Raw genomic sequence first — 14772 nt, forward strand, 5'->3', positions numbered from 1 at the left:
TCACCACATCGTCTTCGCCGCCCGCTCGGGCCATTCGGCATCGTAGCGCGCACCGCCGACCGCGCCCGCGGTGAGCGCCGCCAGGATCGCCCCGGGCGTCGGCAGGGTCGCCGGATCGACGCGGGCCTCCGCGTCCCACAGCCCCGCGCGGATGATCGCCCGGGCGCACTGGAAATAGACCTCCGCCACGGTGATCACGACCGCGGTGCGCGGCGCGTGCCCGTCGACGCGGAAGGAGGCAAGGAGATCCGGATCGGCCGAGATCAGGGCCGTCCCGTTCACCCGGAGGGTCGTGCCCGAGCCCGGGATCAGGAACAGCAGCCCCACCCGGGGGTCGCGCACGATGTTGCGCAGCGAGTCGATCCGGTTGTTGCCCCGCCGGTCCGGCAGGATCAGCGTGCGCGGGTCGGCGACCTGCACGAAGCCCGGCCGGTCCCCGCGGGGGCTGCAATCGAGCCCCTCGGGGCCGCTGGTGGCCAGCACCGCGAAGGGCGAGGCCGCGATCAGCGCCGCGTAGGCGGGCGTGATCGAAGCCGCCACCTTGGCGGTGGAGGCGGGCGCCAGGGGCGCGTCGTAGATCGCCTCCAGCGCGGCGAGGCTGTCGACGATCATCGCGCGGTCACACGTCCTCGAGCGACGGGGCTTTGCCGGCCGCGAAGGCCGCGTGCTCGGCCACCAGCGCCCCCGACAGCGCGGAGGCGATCAGGGCCCGCGTCTCCGCGACGCCGTAGAGCGCCACGAAGGAGCCGAACCGGGGTCCGCGCGCCTCGCCGAACAGCACGTTGTAGAGGCTGGTGAACCACGCCTGCGACACGCCGGGCCGCCCGTCCGGGCTCTTGGCCTTGCCGGACGTGTCGGGGAAGTGGCGCCGCCCGACCTCGTAGACCGCCGCCTGCAGGGCCTCCGGATCGGTGGAGCCGGCATGGTCCTTGAGCGTCTCCGACAGATCCTCCAGCGCCGCCCGCTCCTCGGGCGTCGGCGCCCGGTAGGTCTTGGCCGGGCGCACGAAATCCGAGAAGTACTTCAGGGCGTGCACCACCAGCCGGTCGAGGCCCGGATGGGTCTCCGGCCCGGTCTGCGGCGCGTAGCGGCGGATGAAGCCCCACAGCACCGCCGGATCCTCGGTGTTGGCCACCGCGGCGAGGTTGAGCAGCATCGCGAAGGTCAGGCTCGCGCCCTCGACCCGCTCGGGCTCCGGCGGGTTGCCGGCGTGGAGGTGCCAGACCGGGTTGCCGAGCCGCAGCTTCGCGTCCTGCCCGGCATAGCGGTCGAGGAAGCCGATATACTCGTCCACGTGCCGGGGGATCACGTCGAAGAACAGGCGCTTGGCCTCGCGCGGCTTGTTGTACATGAACAGGGCGAGCGAATCCGGCGTGCCGTACTTGAGCCATTCGTCGATCGTCAGGCCGTTGCCCTTCGACTTCGAGATCTTCTGGCCCTTCTCGTCGAGGAACAGCTCGTAATTGAAGCCCTCCGGCGGCTCGCCGCCGAGCGCCCGGGCGATCTTGGCCGAGAGCTTGACCGAATCGATCAGGTCCTTGCCGGCCATCTCGTAATCGACGCCCAGCGCCACCCAGCGCATCGCCCAGTCGGGCTTCCACTGCAGCTTGGCGTGGCCGCCGGTCACCGGGGTCTCGTAGCGCTCGCCCGTGGCGGGATCGCGCCACACGATGGTGCCGGTGCCGGCCTTCACCTCGTCGATCGGCACCTGCATCACGTGGCCGGTGACCGGGTGGAGCGGCAGGAACGGCGAGTAGCTCGCCGAGCGCTCGGCCCGCAGCGACGGCAGCATGATCTCCATCACGGCGTCGTAGCGCTCCAGAACCCGCAGGAGCGTCGCGTCGAACACGCCCGCGCGGTAGCATTCGGTCGCCGAGCGGAACTCGTAACGGAACCCGAACGCGTCGAGGAAGCGGCGCAATTCGGCGTTGTTGTGCGCCCCGAAGCTGTCATGGGTGCCGAACGGGTCCGGCACGCGGGTGAGCGGCTGGTTGAGATGGGCGGCCAGCATCTCGCGGTTCGGCACGTTGTCCGGGACCTTGCGCAGCCCGTCCATGTCGTCCGAGAAGGCGATCAGCCGGGTCGGCACCGCGTCGCGGGTGAGCACCCGGAAGGCGTGGCGCACCATGGAGGTGCGGGCGACCTCGCCGAACGTGCCGATATGCGGCAGGCCCGAGGGGCCGTAGCCGGTCTCGAACAGGATCTCGGTCTTGCCGGATTTCTCCAGCCGCGCCACGAGCTTGCGCGCCTCCTCGAAGGGCCAGGCGGCGGCGTTGGCGGCGGCCTCGACGATGTCGGGGTCGAGGGTCAGGGCTGGGGGAGCGGCTGGCATGTGGTCTGGATGAGCGCGAATGGGAAGCGCCCACCCTAGAGCGGTTCGCATTGGAGCGGAACGTCTGGCGGTGCAATGCGGGGCCACGATCACCCGCAGCGACGATGGCACGATCAGCAGAGCGCGGTCAGACTTGCGACCGGCGCGCGCTGTGCCGGATGCCCAGTATGACGACTTCGCCTGCGCGGACGCGATACGTGATCGCGTAGGGGTAAGGGCGTACGAGGAGCCGCCGAACTCCGGGTCGCGCGGTCGTTGAGCCCGCGAAGGGATGTTGCAGAAGAAGATCCATCGCAGCCTGAACGCGTTGCAGGACGTGACGCGCGCCCTGCGGGTTCAGCACATCGATATAGGTAAGCACCCTGTCGAGCTGAGCTGCCGCGGGGCGGGTCAGCAGCAGCTTCACAGGCCATGCTTGGCCCAGATGGCGCGCACCTCCGCGTCGGTCGCGTAGTCGCCCCGCGCCTCGGCGGCATCAGCTTCGTCGAGCTCCGCCTCTTCCTCCGGGGTGAACTGGTAGACGGGGCCCTCGTCACCCACGAAGGCCAGAAGCAGGCGAGCGATCTCGTCCTGTCGGTCCGGAGGCAGGTCGCGCGCCTTCGCCATGGCCAGTTCGAGCAGATCCGTCATGGTGCAATCCGACAGCCGAAGCCCGGCGGGCAGGATCCCCGATTCCCGCCCGCGATGAAAGCCCTCAGAACGGGCTGACGGGGAAGAACCGCAGGTACAATTCGGTGTACTTGCCGTCGTCCCACACCCGCTGGAGCGCGTCGTCCAGCGCCCGGGAGAGGGCGGCGTCCTCCTGGCGGGTGATCAGGCCGATGCCCTCCCCGAAGTATCGGTTCTCCAGGTAGTCGCCGCCGATCAGCGCGCAGCACGACTCCGCGTCCTGGCCGCCGACATAGAGCGCGAGGTTCAGGCCGTCGGCGAAGAGGTAGTCGATCTCGCCGCGCTTGAGCGCGCTCTCGGCGGCCGCGAGGTCGGCGAAGTCCCTCGGTACGGCCTTCGGGAAGAACGCCTTAAGGTAGGCGGCATGGGCGCTGCCGGCGATGACCCCGACGCTGCGGCCGGCGAGCGCCGCCGCCGAGGGGACGGGGAGGCCCCTGTCGGTCCGGGCGGCGAAGCGCGCCGGCCAGCGGAAATACGGGCGCGTCGACAGGAATTTTTCCCGCAGCGTCGCGGTCAGGGGAATCGCCGCCGCGACCACGTCGCCCTGCTTGCCGTCGAGGGCGTCCAGGAGGGTGTCGAACCGGCGCGCCTGCACCGTGCAGGAGATCGTCAGCTTCTCGCACACGGCCCGGGCGAGCTCGACCACGAAGCCGGTGGGGTTGCCGTCCGGCCCGGCGAAGTGCAGCGGCGGGAACTCGTCGTCGGTGAGGAAGCGGACGGCGCGGCCGGTCTGGGGGGCGTCCACCCGCTCGCCGCGGCTGCGCGGGTTCCAGAAATCCGGCACCGCGACGGCGGGCGTGGCCGCCGGAGCCGCGGTCTGCGGTGCGGACGGCTGGGCAGACGGCGGGGCGGTCTGGGCGGCGGCACCGACGCACTGCGACCCGCAGCCCAAGCCGACGACGAGTGCGGCAGCCGCGAGCCAGGATGGGACAAGGATCCCACGCGCTCTTGACGACGGGGCGGGGGCGGTGCTCCTCTCGGAGCGGGGGGAGGGGGACTGGCTCACCCGCCCCCTCTACCACGTCCCGAGGCCACCGGGGGAGCGCGCGGCGTGTCGTTCCAGCGCCCGCCTGCGGCGCAGGCTGCCCTGCCGCCGGAGGTCGCCTTCCTTCTCGCGCAGGGCGTCGACGGCCGCCTGCTCGCCCGCGCCGCCGCGGAGGCCGCCGCCGCCGGGACGGACGCGGCGACCGCCCTGCTCAACGGGGGCCTGATGGCCGAGGCGACGTATTACCGGGCCCTCGCCCGGGCGCTCGACGCCCCCTACCTCGACGGGCCGATCGCGTTCGGCCTGGGCCTCACCTTCCCGGGGAGCCTCGTCACCGGCCTCGCCCCGCTGGCCCTCGGTTCGGTGGCACCCTGCGTGCTGGCGCCCCGCGGCCGGGCGATCGCGGACCTCCTCGATGGCGCCCACCGCATCGCCCGGCCGGCGATCACCAGCCCGACCCATCTGCGCGAAGCGGTGTTCGCCGCGATCCCCGGGCAGGTGGCCGATCATGCCGCCAACGACCTGCGGCGGCGGATGCCCGAGCGGGCCACGGCGCGAGAGCCGGCCGTCTGGTGGCTGATGCTCCTCGTCCTCGCGCTCGCCGCGGGGCTCTGCCTGTGCGCGGCCCTCCCGGCGCCGCTCGTCCGCGCCGCGGCCCTCGCCGCGCAGTGCCTGTTCCTGGGCATGACGACGCTGCGGCTCGCGGCCCTGGCCATCCCGGCGCCGGTGGCGATGGCGGACGGGGCCGTGGCGCCGCTCGCCGATGCGGACCTGCCGGTCTACACGGTGCTGGTTCCCCTCCATCGCGAGGCCGCGGTGGTGCCCCAGCTGATCCGGGCGCTGGCCGCCCTGGACTATCCGCCGGCCAAGCTCGACATCACGCTCCTCATCGAGCGGGACGATGCCGAGACCGCGGCGGCCCTCGCCCGCATCCCCCTGCCGGCCCGGTTCGCGGTGATCACGGTGCCGCCGGGCGCCCCGCGCACCAAGCCCCGGGCGCTCAACGTCGCCCTGCCGCTCGCCCGCGGCGCGCTGCTCACCGTCTACGACGCCGAGGACGCCCCCGATCCCGGGCAGCTGCGGCTGGCGGCCGCCCTGTTCGCGCGCCTTCCCGACAGCACCGCCTGCCTCCAGGGGCGCCTCGTGATCGACAATGCCGGCGATTCGCGGCTCGCCCGCGCCTTCGCCCTCGAATATGCGGGCCTGTTCGATGTCCTGAACCCGGCGCTGGCCCGCTGCGGGCTGCCGGTGCCGCTGGGCGGCACCTCGATGCACCTGCGCACCGGGGTGCTGCGGGCGCTGGGCGGCTGGGATGCCTTCAACGTCACCGAGGATGCCGATCTCGGCCTGCGCCTCGCCCTGGCGGGCTACACCGTCGGCGACCTGCCCAGCACCACGCTCGAGGAGGCGCCGGCCCGGTTCGCGCCCTGGCTCGCCCAGCGCACCCGCTGGCTGAAGGGCCTGATCCAGACGAGCCTCACCCACGGGCGCCGCCCGCTGGCCAACGCGCACAGCCTCGGCGGCCTGGAGGCGCTCTGCGCCGTCGCGCTGGTCCCGGGCACCGTGGCCTCGGCGCTGGCCTATCCGGTGTGCCTCGCCCTGGCGGTCTGGTCCCTGCTGATCCAGGACGTCCCGGCCGCGTCCGCCTTCCTGGACAACCTCGTCACGGGGCTGTCCATCACGCTGTTCGGGACGGGGCTCGCGGCCCTGGTGCTGCCGGCGCTGCTCGGCTGCGCCCGTCGCGGCTGGGGCGACCTCGCCCAATCGGTCCTCTGGATGCCCGCCTACTACCTGATGGTCAGCCTGGCCGCGTGGCTCGCGCTGGTCGAGCTGATCCGCGCCCCGGACCGCTGGAACAAGACCCGGCACGGCCTGGCGCGGACCTCGCGCAGCGGCCGGCTGCGGCGCCCCGGACGCCCTGCGACACCGTGGACCGGACACCGGGCCCCCGCGGGCGGACGAATGCGATTCCCTTTAACATGGGTCAATTCCGACATCCGCCGCAGCCCGTAGCCTCGGCTTGCCGTAGAGGCCCGCATCGCGGGCGGCCGGTCGATCACCGCGGGGTGGGCAGAGCGATGCCGGCCTATCATCTCCGACGCACCCTAGAGCACGCGGATGGCCGCTGCGGCCTCGCCTTCGCCAGCGACCGCCTGGAGGCGGAGGACGCGGAAGCCGCGATCCGCGGAGCCCGGGACCTCTGCCGCAAGGCCGCCGGCATGCTCCTGACCGGGGCAGTGCTGATGGACGAGGTCGGGCAGATCCTCTGGTCGTTCAGCCTCGCGCTCGCCCGGGAACCGCTCTGCATCCGGCCGACCAGCTGAGACAGGCGCAACGACAGGCCCGACGTCTTGCGCGACGCCTTGCGCGACGCCTTGCGCGACGACTTGCGCAACGCTTGGGGCCGGCGGCCGTTGTCGGCGCAGGGTGTGGGTGTCCCATGGCAACGATCGCGATCCTGATCGGCACGCAGGCGGGCGCCCGCCTTCTCGCCGCCGCATCCGAGCGGGAGGCCGCCCTGTCGGCGGAGACCTTCCTGCTGCGCCTGCCCGTCCGCACGCTTCCCGCCCCGCTCTGGGTCCAGTGCGCCGATCCGGCGGTCAGCGGACGCCTGACCGGCTACCTCAACGCCCTGCAGGACGAGCAGGTGCGCGAACGCGACGCCCGGGTAAGGCGCGCGTGAGTTCGCGCGAGGGGTGGATTTCCGTTTCGTGCCCCATGCTCTAACGCCTTCCGCATGAGCGACGCACGCGAGCCGGGACCGGCGCCGGAGCAGATTCCGGGGGAATCGCCCCTGCACAGGCTCCTGCGCCTGATGGCGGCCCTGCGCGATCCGGACCGCGGATGCGCCTGGGACGTGGCGCAGACCTTCGAAACCATCGTGCCCTACACGATCGAGGAGGCCTACGAGGTCGCCGACGCCGTGGCGCGGGGCGACCGCGCCGACCTGCGCGACGAACTCGGCGACCTGCTCCTCCAGGTGGTGTTCCACGCCCGCATGGCCGAGGAGGCGGGCGCCTTCGCGTTCGACGACGTGGCGCGCGCGATCGGCGACAAGCTGATCCGCCGCCATCCGCACGTGTTCACCCCCGACGGCGGGCTTCTGCCCGAGGGCTCGCCGCTGCGCGACCCGGCGCAGGTCGAGGCGCAGTGGGCCGCGATCAAGGCGCAGGAGCGGGCGCTCCGGCACGCCGACCGGGGCGAGGCGCCCCCCGACCCGCTCGGCGGCGTCGCCCGCGCGCTGCCGGCCCTCGCCCGGGCCGAGAAGGTCTCGCGGCGGGCGGCCGCCTACGGGTTCGACTGGGACGACGCCGTCCAGGTCGTCGGCAAGGTCCGCGAGGAGACCGACGAGGTCGCCGAGGCCCTGGCGGCGGGCGATACCGGGGCCCTGTCCGAGGAGATCGGCGACCTGCTGTTCTCGGTGGCCAACCTCGCCCGGCATGCCGGGATCGACCCGGAGGCGGCGCTTCGCGACGGCACCGCCAAGTTCGAGCGCCGCTTCGCCGCCATGGCGGAGCAGCTGCGGGCGGCCGGAGGCGCGCTCGGCCGCTCGGACCTGCCCGCCATGGAGGCCGCGTGGCAGGCGGTGAAGCGCGCCGAGGCTGCGCGGGACCCGTGAGCGGGCGCGGCGATCATCCGCGGCGGCGGCTGCCTCCGAGGGCTCGACAGGCGCCGGCCGGTGGATATGTTCCGCGCATGCGTCTTGCCCTTCCCCTCCTCGCCGCCCTCACGGTGGCCGCCCTGTCCCGCCCCGCCGGAGCCGAGACGATCGTGAACGAGCGATTCGGCTGCCACACGCAGGAGGTCACGGACCGCCTGTTCAAGCTCGTCATGGCCGGCGAGGAGGAGGCGTTCGGCCAGCTCCTCAAGGTCAGCCTCGCCAGCGGCGAGTGCCGGTCCTGGAAGCTCGGCGAGGAGGTCCGGCTGGAGAACCGGACGATGACCTACGGCTGCATCGCCCTGAAGGACTCGCAGGACCGCTGCTACTGGACGCCGCTCAGCGCCATCGAGAAGGCGAACTGAACCGCCGCCGCTCAGGCGGCTCGCACGGTGCCGAGGAAACGTTCGACCTCGGCCGAGAGCTGTTCGGCGTGGCGTGACAGGTCCGCGGCCGCCGCGAGCACGTGGTCGGCGGCCCGCCCGGTCTGCTCGGAGGCCTGGGCCACGCCGGCGATGTTGCCCGTGACCTCCCGGGTCCCGGCCGAGGCCTGGCCGACATTGCGGACGATCTCCTGGGTGGCCGCCCCCTGCTCCTCCACGGCCGCCGCGATCGTCGCCGCGACGGCGTCGATCTCGCGGATGCGACCCGTGATCGTGGCGATGGCGCCCACCGCCTCGCCGGTCGCGCCCTGGATCTGGGCCATCTGGCCGGCGATCTCCTGGGTGGCCCTGGCGGTCTGCCCGGCCAGCTCCTTCACCTCGGCGGCCACGACCGCGAAGCCCCGGCCCGCCTCGCCGGCCCGGGCGGCCTCGATCGTCGCGTTGAGCGCCAGCAGATTGGTCTGGGCCGCGATGCCCGAGATCAGCTGCACCACGCCGCCGACCCGGGCGGCGGCCTCGCTCAGCGCGGCGACCAGCGCGGCGGTCTGATCGGCTTCGCCGACCGCCGTCCGGGCGAGGCCGGTCGAGCCCGCCACCTGCCGGCCGATCTCCTGGACGGACGTCCCGAGTTCCTCGGTGGCGGCCGCCACCGTGTCGACGTTGGACCCCGCCTGCTCGGCGGCGGCCGCCACGGCCGTGGACCGCCGGGCGGTCTCCTGGGCGGTGTCCGACATCCGGCGGGCGGTGTCCTGCAGGGTCGCGGCCGCCGACGAGACCAGCCCGACGAGACCCGCCACCGCCCGCTCGAAGGCGTCGGCCAGGTCCAGCGTGGCGCGCTTGCGCGCCGCGGCGGCGGCGGCCTCGTCCGCGTGCCGCCGCTCCGCCGCCTCGGCCGCGCCGCGGGCGACCATGGCCTTGATCCCCTCGACGGCCCGGCCGACCGCGCCGATCTCGTCCCGCCGCGCCGCTTCCGCCAGCGCGGCGTCGGTCTCGCCGCCCGCCATGCGCTGCAGGGCCGCGACCAAGCGGTCGAGGGGGCGCGTGATCCCGAACACCGCGATCCCGCCGGCGGCGCCCAGGGCGGCGAGCAGCCCCGTCACGGCCGTGGCGATCAGGATGGTGGTGGCGCGCTCCACCTCGGCCTGCGTGGCCTGCTTGCCGTCATCGATCCGGCGTTCCAGCTCCGCGACCTGGGTCTGCATCGCCGCGTGGAAGGCCTTGCGCAGCCCGAGCGCGTCCTTCAGCGCGATCTGGATGGCGGCCTCGCGGTCGTCATCGAGGGCCGCCGTGTTGCTGTTCGCCACGATCTCGAACAGCGGTGCGGCGATCCGGCGGATCTGCTGGGCCTTCTCCGCGTCGTCGGCCGACCGCGACGCGGCGATGAGGCGATCGAGGTCATCGAGCGTCGCCTTCGCGGCCTCGTTGTAGCGGTTCTCGAACGTGGTGAGCTCGGCCTTGGGTTCGCCGATGATGAGGGTGCGGTTCATGAGCGCGGCGTCGCCGAGATGGATCCGGGCATTCTGCAGGCCGGCCAGCCGGACGGTGAGATACTCCGCGACGTAGCCGCTCCGCGCCCTGATTCCGTTCATGGTATTCAGCGCGTAGATGACGATGACTGCGCTCACCAGCGTCGTCATGACGAACGGTATTGTGATCTTGGTCAGTGTCTTTATATTTTTCAGTATATTCATGTCGGGCATGTCCGGAAAGAATGCGCGCGGTGTGTTCGGAAATATCGCATCGTCGGTATCGATAGATCTTTTATGGCGCGGAATCATCCGCAGCAAGTTTAAGAACGCCGATCGCTGAATGCTTACGCCGACTGAAAAAGCTTCCGCTGGCGAGATTTTAAGATCTATCGACTCGTTAATTTACAATCGCTTCGAAATGTCTATGACTTAAAAGCGTCGTGACAGTGTAAAAGACCGATCTCGGTCGGGTCGCATGCTGCCGCGAGCGGATCGGACGATCGCGGGCCAGTAGCTCCGCCCTGCGACCTCGTTCCGCGGCGCCCCGACCCCCGGCCCGTCGCACCGGCCCGCAACACGTCCGACGCCGCCGCGTGCGGCAGCGTCGGCGGCGTTCCGGTGGTCGCCGTTCAGGCGGCCTTCCTGCCCTTGCCTTTGGACGGCTCCGCGTCGTCCTCCGCCGCGCCGGCGGCGTTGATCGATTCGGCGATCTTGGAGAGGAGCGCGTCGGTCTTCTTCTCCTCCTGCAGGGTCTCGTCGAGGAGCTTGGCGGCCTCCGCGTAGCCGAGCTGGCCGGCCCAGGTCTTCAGGGTGCCGTAGCGGGCGATCTCGTAATGCTCCACCGCCTGGGCGCAGGCCGCCAGCACCGCGTCGGCGGCCGGGCTGTCCGCGAAGTCGTCGAGGTCCTCCTCCATCTCGGAGACGATCCCCTGCATCGCCTCGCAGGTCTTGGCCCGGGCGGGCTTGCCGATGATCTCGAACACCTGCGTCAGGCGCTCGACCTGCTGGGCGCTCTCCTCGGCATGGGTCTCGAAGGCCTGGCGCAGGTCCGCGTGCTCCGCGGCCTTGGCGGACTTCTTGAGGGCTTTCACGGATTGCTTCTCGGCATAGTAGACGTCCTTCAGGGTCTCGTAGAAGGCGTCGTGCAGCGTCTTCTGCTTGGCCATGCGGTCTGTCTCCGGTGGGGCCGCTCAGGGATCGCGCGGCTTCCGGACGGGGAACGCCGGTCCAGCGGGACGTATCCGGACGATGGCCGGACGATATCTTCGCCCTGTGGAGGAACCTTTTCCCCTAGAGCCGTGCCCGATCGCAACGCGATCGGGCACGGCTCTAGGCCTTTATTGTAACGCGCTCTCTTGCGCCGAACCGGCGTCCACTTCGGCGGAGAGCGCTCTAGGCGCGGGACCCGATCACCCCCTCAGCGCGTCTCGTCGCCGGGGCGCCCCTTCCGCCGCGCGCCCGCCCGCGCCGGGTCGGTGGCGGCGCTGACCGGCTTCGGGCGCAGGCGGTCGAGGACGGCCTCCAGGGCCCGCTCGACGGCGTCGCGATCCGGCACCGTATCCGGCAGGGGCGGGCGCGTCCGGCCCGGGTCTCGGCGCCTCGTCATGTCGCTCGCCCGTATTGTGGCCGGGCGGCACGGTATTCCGTCGCGCGCGGCAGCTGGCCGGCAACATATCGCCCGGGATCCAGGGATCAAAGCCTGCCGTGATCCTGGGATCACAGGATCCTGGGATCACGGTTCCCGGGCGGTTGCTGGCCCGTCGGGCCGCGGAGCTGCGCCTGGCGGCGGCGCGGCCGCGGACATCTTGGTCGCCCCGCGGACAGATCTCGTCCATCCGCGGAACGGCCAGTCGAGCAGCCCGCCGGCCCACAGCGCCATCCAGACGAAGACCGGCTGAAACGCCAGGCGCGGGCCGTGGTACCACCAGGAATCCGGGATGCCCGCCACGTGGACATGCGCGAAGGCGTGCTTGAGATTGGCCGGGTAGACGCAGACCGCGTAGAGGGCGAGGCCGATCGCGGCGGCGCGGCGGAACCGGCCGGTGAGCAGCCCGGCGGCGCCCGCGATCTCGCACAGGCCGGTCGCCAGGATGACGAGACGGGGCTCCGGCACCCAGTCGGGCATCAGCGGCAGCATCGCGTCGGTCGCCACGAGGTGCACCACCCCGATGACGGCGTAGAGCGCCGCGAGCCCGTAGCGGAGCCGGCGCCGCCCCGCCTCGACCGCCGCACCGGTCACGCGACCATCTCCTCCACCACTTGGCAGGAACGGGCCAGAGCGGCCCGCAGCGCCGCCTTGAGCCGGTCCACCGCCGGATGCCCGGCGCTCCCGAGGGCGGCGTCGCCGATCGCCGTCACGGGGGCGAGGAGCCGCAGGGAATTGGTCAGGACGACCGCCTCGGCGCCCACGACATCGGGCAGGCTCAGCGACCGCTCCTCCGCGCGCAGGCCGCACGCGGCGGCGCGGGCGAGGATTTCGGCCCGCACGATCCCGGCCAGCACGCCGTCGCTGAGCGGCGGCGTCACCAGGGTCTCGCCGAACAGCGCGAACAGGTTGCCGGTGCCCGCGCAGGCGACGCGCCCGCGCGTGTTGCGGAACAGGGCCTCGTCGAAGCCGGCGGCGGCGGCCTCCCCGGCGGCCAGCACCGCGTCGCCGTAGCCGAGCGTCTTCAGCCGTGCGGCCGGGGAGGTGTCGTTGCGGGCGATCGGCGTCGGCCACAGGCGCAGGGGCGCGAAGGCCACCGCCTTGGTGCTGGCGGCCACGGTGGCGAACAGGGTGGGATGCGGATCGTCCGGCGGCTTCAGCCCGCGCGGACCGGAGCCGCGGGTCAGCGTGGTCCGGATCGCGAGCCGGTCGCCCTGCCCGGCCAGCGCCCGCATGGCCTGGCGGACCCGCTCCGGATCGACGGGGATCCCGAGCGTGCCCGCGCTGGCCACGAGCCGGGCAACGTGGGCGTCCTCGAAGGCCACGCGGCCGCCCAGCGCCAGCGCCGTGTCGAACAGGCCGTCGCCCAGCGTCAGGCCGCGGTCGGTGTGGTCGAGGGGGGCCGTGGTGCCGGGCGCGATCGCGCCGTCACGCCACAGCATCGCGGCGTCCCTCCGGTCTCTCCCGCCACGCCCGGGCGAGGTCCAGGAAGTTGGCGAACAGGGCGTGGCCGCCCTCGGTCAGGACCGATTCCGGGTGGAACTGGATGCCGTAGGTCGGGTGGGTCCGGTGCGAGAGCGCCATGACCTCGCCCTCCTGCGAGACCGCGTCGACCGAGAGATGCGTCTCCATCTCGGGGCCGGGGGTCACCACGAGCGAGTGGTAGCGCCCCACCGGCATCGGCGCCGGCAGCCCGGAGAACAGCCGCTCGCCCCGGTGGGCGATCGGCGTCGCCTGCCCGTGCAGGGGGCGCTGCGCCCGCGCGACCGTGCCGCCGAAGGCCGCGCCGATCGCCTGATGGCCGAGGCAGACGCCCAGGATCGGCACCGCGCCCGACAGCTCCCGGATCGCCGGCAGGGAGATCCCCGCCTCCGCGGGGGTGCAGGGGCCGGGCGAGACCACCAGGGCCTCGGGCGCCAGGGCCCGGATGCCGGGGACGTCGAGGGCGTCGTTGCGCACGACCCGGACCGTCTCGCCGAGCTCCTCCAGGTAGCGGACGACGTTGAAGACGAACGAGTCGTAATTGTCGAGGACGAGGATCATGCGAAGGCCTCGAACACGCGGGCGGCCTTGGCCAGGGTCTCGTCGTATTCCGGGCCCGGCTCCGACAGCAGGGTCACCCCGCCGCCGGCCTGCAGGACCGCCTGGCGGTCGTCCATGAACACCGTGCGGATCGCGATCGAGGTGTCGAGGGCCCCGTCGAAGCCGATCCGGCCGATGGCGCCGCAGTAGAGTTCCCGGGCGTCGCCCTCGATCTCCGTGATGATGTCCATGGCGCGGATCTTCGGGGCCCCCGTGATCGAGCCGCCCGGAAAGGTCCCTTCCAGGAGGTCGAGGGCGTCGAGCCCGTCGCGGAGGTCTCCGGTCACCACCGACACCAGATGGTGGACGTTGGCGTAGGTCTCCAGTCCGCACAGGGTCGGGACGGCGACGCTGCCCGGCTTGCAGACCCGGGACAGGTCGTTGCGCAGCAGGTCGACGATCATGACGTTCTCGGCCCGCTCCTTGACGCTGGCCTGGAGCGCCTCGGCCACCGCCCGGTCGGCCTCCGGATCGTCCAAGGGGTTGTCCGCGCGGCGGGCGGTGCCCTTGATCGGCCGCGTCTCCACGTGCCGGCCGTCGAGGCGGATGAACCGCTCGGGCGAGGACGAGGCGACGGTCAGGCCCTCCAGTTCCAGGTAGGCCCCGAAGGTCGCCGGGTTGGTGGCGCGCAGGCGCCGGTAGAGGGCGAACGGGTCGAACCCGGCCGGCAGGTCGGCGGTGAAGCGCTGGGCGATGTTGGCTTGGTAGATGTCGCCGGCGCGGATGTAGGCACGGACCTTTTCGACAGCTTCCTCATAACCTTGTCGGTCGAAGTTCGAGTGCCAAGCGAGCGGTTCCGACGGCGCTTCGGAGGTCCCGAGGGGGGGTTCCGCGGCGCCGAGCCGATCCGCGAAGCGGGCGAGCCGCGCCGCCGCGCGGGCCTGCCGGCTCTCCGGGTCGCGTTCGGGAAAGCCGGTGGCGACGAGCCGGCAGGTGCCGGCGGCGTGGTCGATCACCAGGGCCGTGTCGTAGAGGTTCAGGGCGATGTCGTCGGTGAGCCCCGCCCGCCGCGCCGGGGCCGCGACCCGCTCCAGTGCCGCGCCGAGATCGTAGGCGAAGTAGCCGATCGCCCCGCCGGGGAAGGGGTGTTCGGCGTCGGGGTCGATCCGGTACGGCGCGAGGCACGCCCGCAAGGCCGCGAACGGACCGCCCGGGACCGGGTTCCCGTCCAGGATCGCGCGCTCGTCGCGGTAGCGGAAGCGCGCGAACGGCTCGGCCGCCACGATCGAATGGCGCCCCAGGGAGTCGTGCCGCATGGCGCTGTCGAGGAAGGCGAGCCCGGGCAGGGCGCGCAGCCGGGCGGCCGCCGCGACGGGATCGATGAAGGGGATCTCTCGGGTCCACATGACCGGGTTCGGGCTATCGTCCTGGGCGCGGGTGGGGCGGATCGTGTCACGCTGCCGTCGCACAGGCGATGCCGCGGGGGAAGCGGCAGTTGCACGCAGGGGCCGCCTCGGAGGCGCAGACGGGGCGCGCGCCCGACGCAGGCCGCCGTTCCGCGTCTTCATGTGGGATCTCAGGACCGGCGCGCAAACGCCTTCCGAACAGC

The 14772-nt window shown here is 72.6% G+C and carries 17 protein-coding genes; 5 read left to right on the forward strand and 12 right to left on the reverse strand.

Going from position 1 to position 14772, the window contains the following annotated elements:
• The 5 genes from ACLBX9_RS01930 to ACLBX9_RS01950 all read right to left on the reverse strand — a co-directional run bounded on the left by ACLBX9_RS01930 (position 1) and on the right by ACLBX9_RS01950 (position 4007).
• Complete coding sequence (locus ACLBX9_RS01930) at positions 1-612, reverse strand: pyridoxamine 5'-phosphate oxidase family protein (protein ID WP_010686800.1); 612 nt, start codon at positions 610-612, stop codon at positions 1-3.
• Positions 613-619: 7 nt separating this feature from the next.
• Entirely contained in the window at positions 620-2332 is a 1713-nt protein-coding gene (locus tag ACLBX9_RS01935; protein ID WP_447717704.1) for a lysine--tRNA ligase, read from the reverse strand.
• Positions 2333-2459: 127 nt separating this feature from the next.
• Positions 2460-2738 (reverse strand): type II toxin-antitoxin system RelE/ParE family toxin, encoded by a 279-nt coding sequence (locus ACLBX9_RS01940; protein WP_039894603.1) that lies wholly within the window; start codon positions 2736-2738, stop codon positions 2460-2462.
• Positions 2735-2962, reverse strand: a complete 228-nt coding sequence (locus ACLBX9_RS01945; RefSeq protein ID WP_010686802.1) for a hypothetical protein — start codon at positions 2960-2962, stop codon at positions 2735-2737. The genes ACLBX9_RS01940 and ACLBX9_RS01945 overlap by 4 nt, the downstream gene beginning before the upstream one ends.
• A gap of 64 nt (positions 2963-3026) precedes the next feature.
• A complete protein-coding gene (locus tag ACLBX9_RS01950; protein WP_010686803.1) occupies positions 3027-4007 on the reverse strand; it encodes a transporter substrate-binding domain-containing protein in 981 nt (326 codons plus the stop codon).
• Between the two features lie 45 nt (positions 4008-4052).
• On the opposite strand from ACLBX9_RS01950, the gene ACLBX9_RS01955 reads away from it, so the two are divergent.
• The 5 genes from ACLBX9_RS01955 (at position 4053) to ACLBX9_RS01975 (ending at position 8009) form a co-directional block, all read left to right on the forward strand.
• Complete coding sequence (locus ACLBX9_RS01955) at positions 4053-5999, forward strand: glycosyltransferase family 2 protein (protein WP_447717705.1); 1947 nt, start codon at positions 4053-4055, stop codon at positions 5997-5999.
• 65 nt (positions 6000-6064) lie between these two features.
• On the forward strand, positions 6065-6310 hold the full coding sequence (locus tag ACLBX9_RS01960) for a hypothetical protein (RefSeq protein WP_010686805.1): 246 nt from the start codon (positions 6065-6067) through the stop codon (positions 6308-6310).
• Positions 6311-6426: 116 nt separating this feature from the next.
• Positions 6427-6669, forward strand: coding sequence for a hypothetical protein (locus ACLBX9_RS01965; protein ID WP_010686806.1), 243 nt, complete (start codon positions 6427-6429; stop codon positions 6667-6669).
• 54 nt (positions 6670-6723) lie between these two features.
• The gene (mazG, locus tag ACLBX9_RS01970) at positions 6724-7605 is read left to right on the forward strand and encodes a nucleoside triphosphate pyrophosphohydrolase (RefSeq protein WP_447717706.1); all 882 of its coding nucleotides are present in this window, start codon (positions 6724-6726) and stop codon (positions 7603-7605) included.
• Between the two features lie 77 nt (positions 7606-7682).
• Positions 7683-8009 carry a hypothetical protein gene (locus ACLBX9_RS01975; RefSeq protein ID WP_010686808.1) on the forward strand — a complete coding sequence of 109 codons (327 nt, stop codon included), beginning with the start codon at positions 7683-7685 and terminating at the stop codon, positions 8007-8009.
• Positions 8010-8020: 11 nt separating this feature from the next.
• Here ACLBX9_RS01975 and ACLBX9_RS01980 read toward each other — a convergent pair whose 3' ends face one another.
• The 7 genes from ACLBX9_RS01980 to pabB form a co-directional block, all read right to left on the reverse strand.
• Positions 8021-9718 carry a methyl-accepting chemotaxis protein gene (locus ACLBX9_RS01980; RefSeq protein WP_447717707.1) on the reverse strand — a complete coding sequence of 566 codons (1698 nt, stop codon included), beginning with the start codon at positions 9716-9718 and terminating at the stop codon, positions 8021-8023.
• Positions 9719-10125: 407 nt separating this feature from the next.
• On the reverse strand, positions 10126-10662 hold the full coding sequence (locus tag ACLBX9_RS01985) for a YciE/YciF ferroxidase family protein (protein ID WP_447717708.1): 537 nt from the start codon (positions 10660-10662) through the stop codon (positions 10126-10128).
• Positions 10663-10913: 251 nt separating this feature from the next.
• Positions 10914-11102, reverse strand: a complete 189-nt coding sequence (locus ACLBX9_RS01990; protein WP_447717709.1) for a hypothetical protein — start codon at positions 11100-11102, stop codon at positions 10914-10916.
• A 126-nt stretch (positions 11103-11228) separates the two neighbouring features.
• Positions 11229-11735: a DoxX family protein gene (locus ACLBX9_RS01995; RefSeq protein ID WP_010686811.1), complete on the reverse strand. Its 507-nt coding sequence runs from the start codon at positions 11733-11735 to the stop codon at positions 11229-11231.
• Entirely contained in the window at positions 11732-12583 is an 852-nt protein-coding gene (locus ACLBX9_RS02000) for an aminotransferase class IV (RefSeq protein ID WP_447717710.1), read from the reverse strand. The genes ACLBX9_RS01995 and ACLBX9_RS02000 overlap by 4 nt, the downstream gene beginning before the upstream one ends.
• On the reverse strand, positions 12570-13184 hold the full coding sequence (locus ACLBX9_RS02005; protein WP_447717711.1) for an anthranilate synthase component II: 615 nt from the start codon (positions 13182-13184) through the stop codon (positions 12570-12572). Before ACLBX9_RS02005 ends, ACLBX9_RS02000 begins: the two co-directional genes overlap by 14 nt.
• Positions 13181-14569: an aminodeoxychorismate synthase component I gene (pabB, locus tag ACLBX9_RS02010; RefSeq protein WP_447717712.1), complete on the reverse strand. Its 1389-nt coding sequence runs from the start codon at positions 14567-14569 to the stop codon at positions 13181-13183. The genes ACLBX9_RS02005 and pabB overlap by 4 nt, the downstream gene beginning before the upstream one ends.
• Positions 14570-14772 lie beyond the last annotated feature (203 nt).

The sequence above is a fragment of the Methylobacterium sp. A49B genome (assembly GCF_053346215.1).